Raw genomic sequence first — 11,963 nt, 5'->3', positions numbered from 1 at the left:
TCCCCTTAAAGATTTTAATTTGATTCGTTAGACAACATCATAAGTTAATTCAGGATTTAGGGATGAAGACTGCCATCAGGCATGGTTGCCTCAGTTAAATTAATATCACTAATATTACTATTCCGAAAGTTAGCATTTCGCAGATCTCCCCCCCGCAAAGACGCATCAATTAAATTAGCTCCCCGAAGAATACTATCGCTTAAATAGGTTTTATTGAGTAATCCATAGCCCAAATTAGCATGACGGAGGATTGCCCCTTTTAAGTTAGCCCCTTTGAGATTAGCGGAACTTAAATCAATTTCGCTGGCAAAGGTGATCGCCCGTAAATTAAACTCAGAGAGAGTAACAAGACTGAGATTCACCTCTCGTAAAATTGCTCCCGTCAGACTCGCTCCTTTTAAATTAGAGCGGCTAAAATTTGCCCCTTGTAAAAAAGCTTCTTGGAAATCAATATTTTGTAGCTTACTTTCACTGAGATCCGCTTTATAAAGATTGGCATTGGTTAAGTCAGCTTCTCTAAGATCGGCCCCACTGAGATCGGCCCGACTCAAATTGGCCCCACTGAGATCCACACCACTCAAATTGGCCCCACTGAGATCTACACGACTTAATTTTGCCCCACTTAAAATAGCCCCACTGAGGTTAGCATCACTGAGATTAGCACTTCTGAGGTCGGTGTAACTGAGATTGGTTTGTTTGAGGTTGGCCCCGCTTAAATCCGCACTAATCAAGGTTGCTTCTTCTAAATTTACCCAACTTAAATCCGCATTGCTCAGATTGGCTCCGGTTAAATCTGCTGCGACTAATTTAGCACTGATGAGACGGGCATTAATTAAGTCAGCACGGTTCAAATTAGCACGACTGAGGTCGGTTCCGCTTAAATTAGCCCAATCTAAGGCGGTACGGCTTAAATTAGCTTCACTGAGATCAAGCTGAATGAGATCGGCACGCTGAAGATCCAGCCGACTAAAATCCCTGTCTCCCTGACCATATCGCCAGATTAACTCCTCAACATTCATAAAATCTGAAATAATCAAACCTAGGTTTGACATGGGGTGATCTCAGTTGCCTTATTATTGCTTAACAAAACAACTCTAGCTTAGATATTTTCTATTATGTGTGTTTTGGATCAATCTAAGACAATTGGGGTCAGGAATGCCAGGCCAGATAGGGTAATTTGGGGGCTTTAGCCTTGATTTCTTCAAGGTTTTGAATCAACTGTCCGCAGCTATCCCAAGTGCCTTCTAATAGCATTTGACGCGATCCTTCTCCCATAGCAATAGGCGCAACCCAATCATTACACTTGATTTCTTTGCTAGTTAAATCTACGGTAACTTGAGCTTGGGGGTTAGTTTGGAGTAGACTTTGGAGGGTTTTGATCGCTTCTGGGGAGGCGGTAACACAAGGAACGCCATTGGCGATACAGTTGCCAAAAAAGATCTCGGCAAAGCTTTCTCCCACAATAGCCTGTATACCCCATCGCATAATCGCTTGGGGGGCGTGTTCCCGTGACGAACCACAGCCAAAATTAGCATTAACCACTAAAATCTGAGCATTTTGGTATTGGGGCTGATCAAAGGGATGTTGTCCCTTTAATTGGCTGCGATCATCGGCAAATACCTGTTCTCCTAACCCATCAAAGGTAACACAACGCAAAAACCGCGCGGGAATAATGCGATCGGTATCAATATCATCCCCAACTAAGGGAATTCCTTGACCGGAAATAGTTGTGACTTGGCTCATTAATACAATCCTGTACGATTTTTAGCAAACTGAAGTTAGATTTCTCCTTCTATCATAAGCCGTGAGAAACCTGATCAGATCTGGTTAAACTTTTTTTAGCTTTATTAGGCACAATGATCTTTTAAAGCGTAGGTAACTTGTTCTTGTTCTTCTAAGGAAAGATCAGGAAACATGGGTAAAGATAAGACTTGACGGGCGGCTTTTTCGGTGACGGGAAAATCTCCTTTTTGATAGCCTAACTTTTGATAAACTTTTTGTAAATGCAAGGGAATGGGATAATAAATCATCGAAATAATCCCTTGTTTTTGTAAGTTTTCTTTCAGGCGATCGCGGAAAAGGGTTTCTTCTTGTTCTTGATGTTCCACCAAAATTGTATATTGATTCCAGACATGATACCCTCCTTCAATTTCCTGGGGAAGTTGTATCCCTGGAATGGGGTTTAATAATTGATGATAACGTTGAGCAACCTCTCTTCTTTGCTCATTCCATTGCGCTAAATAAGGCAATTTAACTTGTAAAATAGCGGCCTGTATCGCATCGAGACGGCTATTGATACCAACGACATCATGATAATAACGGACCTGGGAGCCATGTTCTTTAATGACACGAATAGCATCAGCGATCGCCGGATCATTGGTGGTGACGGCCCCTCCATCCCCACAAGTTCCGAGATTTTTGGTAGGAAAGAAGCTAAAACAACCAATATGGCCAATATTGCCCACCTGTTGCTCTCCCCATTTAGCCCCCGTTGCTTGGGCGCAGTCTTCAACGATGTAGAGATTATGTTTTTGGGCAATTTCCAACAAACGAGTCATGTTGACGGGTTGGCCAAATAAATGAACGGGAATAATAGCTTTGGTTTGGGGGGTAATAGCGGCTTCTAGGGCTTCTAGGTCTAAATTAAAGGTGGTGCGCTCAATATCCACAAAAACGGGTTTAGCCCCCACTAGACTGATGATTTCAGCACTGGCGATAAAGGTAAAGGGGGTGGTGATAACTTCATCCCCTGGGCCAATATTTAAGGCACGCAGGGCTAAATAGAGGGCATCGGTGCCTGAATTACAGCCCACACATTGGGAGGTTCCGACAGACTGAGCAAATTGTTGTTCAAAGTCGCTGACGGCAGCACCACCGATATAACGACCCGAACGCACGACTTCGAGAACAGCAGCATCAAGATCTTCACTGATGAGCTTGTGTTGACGGACTAAATCGACAGGGGGAATGGTGTTCACTCGCATCTTAATCAAAATTTTATACCTATCTTAAATGCAAAAAGAGGACTCCCGCCACAGGACTTTAGGGTAGCGTACTCCTGGGAACCTTACAAAAGGGAATCCCTCGATTAGTTTTCTGTTGAGGGGGACAAGGGGAAATTTTTCCACTAATATTAGTCTAAATAATCACAGGACTTACGCACCAGCACTACCCGCAGGGTCAATTCATGAATTGACCCTAGCAAAACACTCAATATCTACAGGCGTTGCGTAAGTCCTGAATCAGAATTCAGAGTTGCTGAAAGTTTATGAGATCGCCAATCCTTCGTTTCTGTCTTAAAATGCTGCCAATTTTACTGGCTTTATTGTTATTTGTTGCTTCAATTATCATGATTACTCATGAACTAAAAGCCCATAGTTTACAAAGTATTTGGCAATATTTAAGCACGATTTCCAAGGGTCATAAATTGACGGCGATCGCTTTAACGGGATTCGGTTATTTAACGATGACAGGCTATGACTTATTGGGGTTTCGTTATATTAATCAATCTTTGGCTCCTGCTAAAATTGCCTTAACCGCTTTTATTAGTTATGCGGTGGGTAATACCATTGGTTTTACGGCTTTTTCAGGAACAGCTATTCGTTATCGTTTTTATGGGACTTGGGGGGTTTCTAAACTTAAGATTGCTCAGTTAATTATTTTTACTCATTTAACCTTTTGGTTAGGACTATTTGCGGTGAGTGGGGTTGTTTTTTTAGTTGATCCTTTGAGTCTTCCTGCTATTCTTCATTTACCCTTTAAGTCGGCTCATCCTATCGGCATTATCTTTTTAATTTTTGTCTCTATTTATTTTGTGATTAGCGTTTTTGGAAAAGGTTCCCTGAAAATTGGTTCAGAATTGATTAAGTTTCCTGCTCCTAAGATTTCTTTAGCTTCTATTAGTGTTGCTGCCCTTGATTGGGGTTTAGCATCAGCCGTATTATATTTATTACTTCCTGTGGGACATAGATTATCTTTTCCTGGGTTTTTTGGCATCTATATTTTAGGGTTAACCGCAGGATTAATTAGTAGTGTTCCTGGGGGTTTAGGGGTATTTGAAACGGTGATTTTATTATTAACACCTTCCACTGTTTCCAATGCCGATGTCTTAGGTGCTTTAATTGCTTATCGCGCCATTTATTATTTTTTACCTTTAATTGTTGCCTTAATCTTATTTATGGTTAGGGAAGTACAGCAACATCGGATGAAATAGTTTTTGTTGTCTTAAAATAAGCTTGATATAGCAGTCTTATTTCAATTGTAAGATAAAAATATCAGCAAAAGGTAATGATCGAACAGGGAACAGAGATTTATCATAAATCAATAATATAATTTTTAACTTTTTAACTCATAGATTGAACTATTTTCAGTCTCTAATTGGGAACTATTATCTTTGTTCTGTGAAATCAGAAAGACTGCCAATCCAATCATCCAGGCAAATAACTGGAAAAGTTCGTAAAGATCATTTTTACTCATTTTAACCGTTCCCCATAAAGATAAAGCCACTATAATAAAACCAAACCAAAGAATTTTTGTCGAATATTTAAATGTGGAATAACCTAAAGGAACTAACAAGAAAATTATCATAAAATTGTCATAAGCTCGGTGATAAGTTGCTAAACGTCCACCAACAGCAGCAATGGCAAATAAGGTGGTTAAAGACGCTTTTTGATAGAGAATCATCAAAATTAGTGTAATGAAAGAAACAAGAGCTAATACAAGTAGTAAACTCTCTTGCTTATTTAAGCCTAAGAACTTGAAAACTGGAACCATTACTGATAAGAGAGAATTACCCTGAGACGATAAACCATTAAAATTGGTCACGTTTAACATTAAGCTGATAATCTTATTTATTCTTATAAATTAGGCGTTAATTTTGTCTAATAACGTCAATATTTAGGCTAATGATTTATATTTCTTATACTTGTTTTGCCATACTTGGCATAAAAAAGAAAGCAGCACTTTTTCAAGGTGCTGCCTAAACATTTAATGAGTTGAAAAACCTAGGCAATACTTGCCATTTTCACTTCATTGCTGCTTAAAATTTCTTGCAATTCATCTGAATCAACAGTTTCTTTCTCGACCAACATTTCTGCTAATTTATCCAAGATTTGACGGTTACTAACCAACACATCTTTAGCCCGTTGATAAGCAGTATCCACTAACTGACGCACTTCTTCATCAATGGCCGAGGCAGTCTCATCAGAAAAATCCCGATCAGACGCAATATCTCGACCTAAGAAGACGCTGCCACCTTGTCGGCCCAAAGCAACGGGCCCTAAGCGATCGCTCATCCCAAACCGAGTAATCATCTGACGAGCGACTCTTGCCACCTGTTGCAAATCATTGGAGGCCCCAGTGGTCACTTCTTCCTCACCAAAGATGATTTCTTCAGCAACCCGGCCACCCAAAGCGACAGCCATTTGATTTTGTAGATAAGACCGGGAATATAACCCAGACTCCATCCGATCTTCACTGGGGGTAAACCAGGTTAACCCACCGGCCCGGCCACGGGGAATAATGCTGATTTTTTGAACGGGGTCATAGTCAGGCATCAAGGCCCCCACTAAAGCGTGGCCAGCTTCATGAAAAGCCACTAAGGTTTTACGTTTCTCACTCATGACCCGATTTTTCTTCTCAGGCCCGGCTAAAACGCGATCAATGGCATCATTGACCTCATCCATAGAAATTTCGGTCAAATTGCGACGGGCCGCTAAAATGGCTGCTTCATTTAACAGATTAGACAAGTCTGCTCCGGTAAACCCAGGAGTCCGACGGGCAATTTTATCGAGGTCAACGTCTTTAGAAAGAGTCTTCCCACGGGCATGAACTTTAAGGATTTCTTGACGACCCGCATAGTCAGGGCGATCAACCACCACTTGACGGTCAAAACGACCAGGACGTAATAAAGCTGCGTCTAAGACATCAGGACGGTTAGTAGCAGCAATGATGATAATGCCTGTATTCCCTTCAAACCCGTCCATTTCTGTTAAGAGTTGGTTGAGGGTTTGTTCCCGTTCGTCGTTACCTCCTCCTAAACCGGCCCCCCGTTGACGGCCCACTGCGTCGATTTCATCAATAAAGACAATACAAGGGGCGTTGGTTTTCGCTTGTTCAAACAAGTCACGAACACGAGATGCACCCACCCCGACGAACATTTCCACAAATTCTGAGCCAGAAATACTGAAGAAAGGCACACCCGCTTCTCCCGCTACGGCCCGCGCTAAGAGAGTTTTTCCGGTTCCAGGAGGGCCGACTAATAAGACTCCTTTGGGAATTTTGGCACCAATAGCAGTAAAGCGATCGGCATTTTTCAGGAAATCTACCACTTCGGTGAGTTCTAATTTTGCCTGTTCAATACCGGCCACGTCCCCAAAGGTTACTTGGGTTTGGGGTTCCATTTGTACCCGCGCTTTGGACTTGCCAAAGTTCATGGCCTGAGAACCAGGGCCACTCTGGGCCCGTCGCAACAGGAAGAATAATCCGACGAGAAGTAGAATAGGCAAGAATAGACTACTGGCAACGCGGAACCAGATACCTTCATCATTTTGGGGTTGTACGGCGATGTCTACCCCATTTTTAGACAAAATATTGATTAATTCAGCATCATTGGGAGGCAAGTTAACCAGCAAAGGTGCGCCATTGTTGGGGTTAGGAACTCTCGCTTGGGTTCTATCTGCGCTTAAAGTTACCCGGTCAATTTTATGGGTTTCTACTCGGTTAATAAACTCACTATAGGTTAAACTTTCCCGACTTTGGGAGTTATTGTTATCTAGAAAAGCTGATGCTAGAGCTAATACGACAATCAATAAGAGTGCGTATAGTCCGGCATTGCGCCATTTTTTGTTATTTTTGTTCACGCTTTCGGCCTCTTTAAATTTACTGAAGGTAAAGACAGAGTTAACGGAGAATATATCGAGGTTAAGAACTTAACCAGATGATAACGCCTGACTATGCAGAAAATGTTTCTGTTGAAGAAACGGTTGTTAACTTATGTTAACGTTTCTCAGGAAGGTTTGACTAGGGAATTCTGGAAGGGAGGGGTTATTTGATGAGCAATACAGAGCAAGGAGCATGATGAACCACATAATTGCTCACACTTCCCAGTAACATTTCTGATAATCCGGTTAAGCCTCTACGTCCCATCATAATCAGATCGGCTTCCCAAGTTTTTGCCATTTGCACAATGGAGGTACTGGGATCGCCAATTTTCCAATCCCACTCGACAGAAATTCCCTGTGCTGAGCCTTGTTGACTATAGTCTGTTAACCATTCTACGATGCTTTGTTGCTCCGTTTCTAGCCGTTGTTGCCATTGGGGTAGCAAGGTGGTTAATTGGCTGGTGGTAAAGGTTCCATAGGGGGTAATATAAACATCAGAGGAAATGCAGTGAAAGAGTTTTAAAATGCTTTTGTCTTGTTTGGCCAGGTTTAAGGCTTGAGTAAAGACTTTTTCCCTGTCATCTGTATGGGATAAAGGCACTAATATTTTTTGATATGTCATTGTTTGATCAGCGAGTAAGCATCTAAATTACTGATGGAGACAAGGTAACAGGCAAAAGTTTCAGTCTTATTAAAAGTTCTTATGTTTATCCTAAAAATTTAAGCCTTGAAATATCAGTAAAGGATAAGTTTGGCTCTATGATGATAATAAGGGATAATCTGCGATCGCAACAAACAATAATTATTAAGTAAGCGATCGTCAATGATCCTAGTAACCTGTTAACGTTTTAGTCGATTAGAGCATAAAAATAATCCTATGGGGACAGTTAACCGCATTTGGCTATACGATACCACCCTCAGAGATGGGGCCCAACGGGAAGGAATTTCCTTATCTTTAGAAGATAAGCTGAAAATTGCCCGTCAATTGGATAAAATGGGGGTTCCTTTTATTGAAGGAGGATGGCCGGGAGCTAACCCCAAGGATGTACAATTTTTCTGGAAGTTACAAGAAGAACCCCTCACCCAAGCGGAAGTGGTGGCCTTTTGTTCTACCCGTCGCCCTCATAAGTTGGCAGCAGAGGATCAACTTTTAAAGGCAATTTTAGCAGCCGGAACTCGTTGGGTGACAATTTTTGGCAAATCTTGGGATCTTCACGTCACAGAGGGGTTAAAAACCACCCTAGAGGAGAATTTAAAGATGATCGCAGATACGATTGAGTATCTTCGCAGTCAGGGAAGACGGGTGATTTATGATGCGGAACATTGGTTTGATGGCTATGTTAATAACCCTGATTATGCCTTAGAAACCCTCAAAGCAGCGAAAGCAGCCGGGGCAGAATGGTTAGTTCTTTGTGATACCAATGGGGGAACTTTACCCCACGATGTTAGCCGCATTGTTCAGGATGTGGTGGTTGCCTTGGAAATTGAACCGGATACCGATGGGCCACAATTAGGCATTCATACTCATAATGATTCGGGAACTGCTGTGGCCAATGGGTTAGCGGGGGTAGTTGAAGGGGTAAGAATGGTACAGGGAACCATCAATGGTTATGGGGAACGTTGTGGCAATGCGAATTTATGTACATTAATTCCCAATTTACAATTAAAAATGGGCTATGAATGTTTAAGTGAAAATCAGTTAACTCAATTAACAAAAACTAGCCGTTTAATCAGTGAAATGGTCAATTTAGCCCCGGATGATCATGGACCGTTTGTGGGGCGTTCTGCCTTTGCTCATAAGGGGGGAATTCATGTGTCAGCCGTGCAGAAAAATCCCCTCACTTATGAACATATTAAACCGGAACAAATTGGTAATGAAAGACGCATTGTAATTTCGGAACAGTCGGGATTAAGTAATGTGTTATCGAAGGCCAAATCTTTTGGTATTGAGTTAACTAAAGATGATGTTGCTTGTCGTCATATTTTAGAAAAATTGAAGGAATTGGAACACGAAGGCTATCAATTTGAAGCAGCAGAAGCGAGTTTTGAATTGTTAATGCGTCAAGCATTGGGACAGCGAGAAACTCTATTTCAATTAAAAGGTTTTCAGGTTCATTGTGATATGTTGTATGGGGAAGGAATGCCCTATAGTAACGCTTTAGCCACCATTAAACTAACGGTGAATGGAGAGGATAGATTAGAGGTTGCAGAGGGTAATGGGCCGGTTTCTGCTTTAGATAGTGCCTTAAGAAAGGCTTTAGTCAATTTTTATCCTGAAATTGCTCAATTTCATTTGACTGATTATAAGGTGAGAATTTTGGATGGAGGTTCAGGAACTTCTGCTAATACTCGTGTTTTAATTGAGTCGAGTAATGGTCAGGAACGCTGGACAACGGTGGGGGTTTCTCCTAATATTTTAGAGGCTTCTTATCAGGCAGTAGTTGAAGGGATTGAATATGGATTGTTGTTAAAATCTTCCCTTAAAAAGTCTGTGATTACAACAATTTAGTCCTGTAGGAAGTGTTCAATAATTCATCAATAATAAATTTATGTAGGATGGGTTAGACGGCAATAATTTTTACATTCTAACCGGAATTAATCAATCCGTCCCAACCCATTTTTATGTAAATTAAGATTTATCAATGAATTAGTTTTATATTTTAAAGATTGATTTCATTCTAGTTGATACGGTAATTTTTTATCTTTTAACCTTCATTCTTCAACACCTAATCCTTTTTAATACAAAATGTCACTTGTTTTGTAATATTCCCGCAAGAATTTGTCCTAATGCTATTCCCCCATCATTCGGGGGTACTTTTTGATGCCAAAAGGGACTGAATTTTTCTTGCTTTAACCGTAAAATTGCTCGTTCTGTTAAGTATTTATTCTGAAAACATCCCCCTGTTAATACAACTTGAGGTTCTTGTATTTTTTGAGCAATGTTGATAATCATTTCAATTAAAGTATTATGAAACTTGGCAGCAATTTTTGAGGAATAAATCTGATTGTTAATATCATCTAAAATTGCTTTAATCATCAATTTCCAATCAATAATTAACGGATATTTATTGCCAATAATTTCATAAGGATAGAATTGATCTGTTTGAAAATCTGCGATCGCATATTCTAAACCCATGGCCCCTTGTCCTTCAAAACTAATGTTTTGAAAAGTGCCTAATATTGCGGAAACTCCATCAAATAATCTACCAACACTGGAGGTTTTAGGTGCATTCACATTACGAGATAACATTTGTTTGATTAAGGTTAATTCTTTGGTTGAAAATGTTTCTAAAAATGGTAATTGTAACTCATCAAATGAGCTAAATATTTCAAATAATAGCCCTAAAGCAATTCGTTTTGGTTCTTTAACAGCGTGATTTCCTCCAGGTAATTTAAAGGGACGAAAATGAGCAACTCTTTCATAACCCTCAGCAGTTACTAATAAAAATTCTCCTCCCCAAATTGTACCATCATCACCGTATCCTGTGCCATCCCAAGCAACCCCTAAAACGGGAAAATTTAAGTTATTTTCTGCTACACAAGCTAAGACATGAGCATAATGATGTTGAACTTTAATTAAGGGTAAATTTTGTGTTGCTGCAAATTGACTAGAAAGATAATCAGGATGAGCATCAGAAGCAATTATATCAGGTTCAAAGTCATAAAGTCCCTTTAAACTTTCCATCACTTGATGAAACGCTTTTAATGCTTCTGATGTGCTTAAATCTCCAATATGTTGACTGATAAAAACTTGATTATTCTTGAGAATAGCAACAGTATTTTTCAAATGTCCACCCACTGCTAAAATATTACTTTTTGCCTGTACATTTTGTATTGTTATCGGAAAAGGTGCATAACCTCTAGCGCGACGAATCATCATTTCTCGGCCTCCCATTACTCTGACAATAGAATCATCAACAGGACGAATAATAGGACGGTTATGGACTAAAAATAAATCTGCAATATTGCCTAATCTTTGTAATGCTTCTTGTTGATGAATACAAATTGGTTCATCAGAAATATTCCCACTGGTTGCGACTAAAGGTGATCCAAATTCTTGGAGTAATAAATGATGTAATGGTGTGTAGGGTAACAGAATCCCTAAATAGGGGTTATTAGGAGCAATTTCTTGACATAAATTATTAGTATTTTCCCGACGTTTTAATAAGACGATAGGTGCTTCAGGAGAAGTTAATAATGTTTCTTCTAAGGGACTGACTTCACCATGAGATTTAATCAGTTCTAAGGAGGAATAAATTAAAGCAAAAGGTTTATGAGGGCGACGTTTTCTTTGACGTAATTCATGGACTGCTTTAGGATTTTTAGCATCCACCATTAAGTGAAATCCACCTAACCCTTTAATGGCTAAAATTTCACCATTTCTTAGATAATTTACTGTCTCTCGTAAAGCTTCATTTTCAATGGCTAAAATTTCCCCTTTTTTGTTCCATAATTCTAATTTTGGGCCACAAGAAGGGCAAGCGTTTGGTTGAGCATGAAACCTTCTATTAAGAGGATTTTCATACTCTTCCTGACACAATTTACACATCATAAAACCTTGCATGGTTGTGTGAAGACGATCATAGGGTAAACTGTCAATAATTGTATAACGTGGCCCGCAGTTTGTGCAGTTGGTAAAGGGATAGTAATAACGTCGGTTATTCGGATCAAAAATTTCTTGTAAACAGTCAGAACAAGTGCTTAAATCAGGTAAAACAATCGCTGTTTTTTTTCCACTGCTACTGTGACGAATTTCAAAGGTGGTATAATTAACAGGATTTAACCAAGTTTTCTCTAGGGTTTGAATCTGCGATCGCGGTGGTTTTTCTAAGGGAATTCTGGTTAAAAAAGTCTCTAGAGTATCTCGGTTTCCTTCAACTTCGATAAAAACTCCTGATGCAGAATTATTCACCCATCCTTTTAAGTTTAATTCTGTTGCTAAACGATAAATAAACGGACGAAATCCGACCCCTTGTACTGCCCCTTGAATAATGATTTTTAAGCGTTGTAATTCCATTATAATTAAGTTTATCTAAACGTTACGGTTTTCACGACTCAAATGTAAAAGCTATATTTTTCTCC

9 protein-coding genes are annotated in these 11,963 nt (G+C 39.9%); 2 read left to right on the top strand and 7 right to left on the bottom strand.

Going from position 1 to position 11,963, the window contains the following annotated elements; all coding sequences use genetic code 11:
- Positions 1 to 56 precede the first annotated feature (56 nt).
- From VB715_RS19820 to VB715_RS19810, 3 genes are all read right to left on the bottom strand, one after another.
- On the bottom strand, positions 57 to 1,052 hold the full coding sequence (locus VB715_RS19820; protein WP_416336960.1) for a pentapeptide repeat-containing protein: 996 nt from the start codon (positions 1,050 to 1,052) through the stop codon (positions 57 to 59).
- Between the two features lie 97 nt (positions 1,053 to 1,149).
- The gene (leuD, locus tag VB715_RS19815) at positions 1,150 to 1,743 is read right to left on the bottom strand and encodes a 3-isopropylmalate dehydratase small subunit (protein WP_323302924.1); all 594 of its coding nucleotides are present in this window, start codon (positions 1,741 to 1,743) and stop codon (positions 1,150 to 1,152) included.
- 104 nt (positions 1,744 to 1,847) lie between these two features.
- Complete coding sequence (locus VB715_RS19810; protein ID WP_323302923.1) at positions 1,848 to 2,978, bottom strand: DegT/DnrJ/EryC1/StrS family aminotransferase; 1,131 nt, start codon at positions 2,976 to 2,978, stop codon at positions 1,848 to 1,850.
- A 290-nt stretch (positions 2,979 to 3,268) separates the two neighbouring features.
- Between VB715_RS19810 and VB715_RS19805 the strand changes: the two genes are divergently transcribed.
- On the top strand, positions 3,269 to 4,213 hold the full coding sequence (locus VB715_RS19805) for a hypothetical protein (protein ID WP_323302922.1): 945 nt from the start codon (positions 3,269 to 3,271) through the stop codon (positions 4,211 to 4,213).
- A 122-nt stretch (positions 4,214 to 4,335) separates the two neighbouring features.
- Here the strand turns inward: VB715_RS19805 and VB715_RS19800 are convergent, their stop codons facing one another.
- From VB715_RS19800 to VB715_RS19790, 3 genes are all read right to left on the bottom strand, one after another.
- Positions 4,336 to 4,683, bottom strand: coding sequence for a hypothetical protein (locus VB715_RS19800; RefSeq protein ID WP_323302921.1), 348 nt, complete (start codon positions 4,681 to 4,683; stop codon positions 4,336 to 4,338).
- Between the two features lie 320 nt (positions 4,684 to 5,003).
- Positions 5,004 to 6,860 carry an ATP-dependent zinc metalloprotease FtsH3 gene (gene ftsH3 / locus VB715_RS19795; protein WP_323302920.1) on the bottom strand — a complete coding sequence of 619 codons (1,857 nt, stop codon included), beginning with the start codon at positions 6,858 to 6,860 and terminating at the stop codon, positions 5,004 to 5,006.
- Positions 6,861 to 7,044: 184 nt separating this feature from the next.
- A complete protein-coding gene (locus VB715_RS19790) occupies positions 7,045 to 7,503 on the bottom strand; it encodes a universal stress protein (protein WP_323302919.1) in 459 nt (152 codons plus the stop codon).
- A 255-nt stretch (positions 7,504 to 7,758) separates the two neighbouring features.
- Between VB715_RS19790 and cimA the strand changes: the two genes are divergently transcribed.
- Complete coding sequence (cimA, locus tag VB715_RS19785) at positions 7,759 to 9,390, top strand: citramalate synthase (RefSeq protein ID WP_323302918.1); 1,632 nt, start codon at positions 7,759 to 7,761, stop codon at positions 9,388 to 9,390.
- Positions 9,391 to 9,630: 240 nt separating this feature from the next.
- On the opposite strand, the gene hypF is transcribed toward cimA, so the two are convergent.
- Positions 9,631 to 11,898 carry a carbamoyltransferase HypF gene (gene hypF / locus VB715_RS19780; protein ID WP_323302917.1) on the bottom strand — a complete coding sequence of 756 codons (2,268 nt, stop codon included), beginning with the start codon at positions 11,896 to 11,898 and terminating at the stop codon, positions 9,631 to 9,633.
- Positions 11,899 to 11,963 lie beyond the last annotated feature (65 nt).

The sequence above is a fragment of the Crocosphaera sp. UHCC 0190 genome, from assembly GCF_034932065.1.
Lineage (GTDB): Bacteria > Cyanobacteriota > Cyanobacteriia > Cyanobacteriales > Microcystaceae > UHCC-0190.
This window is presented reverse-complemented; position numbering and strand designations above follow the sequence as displayed.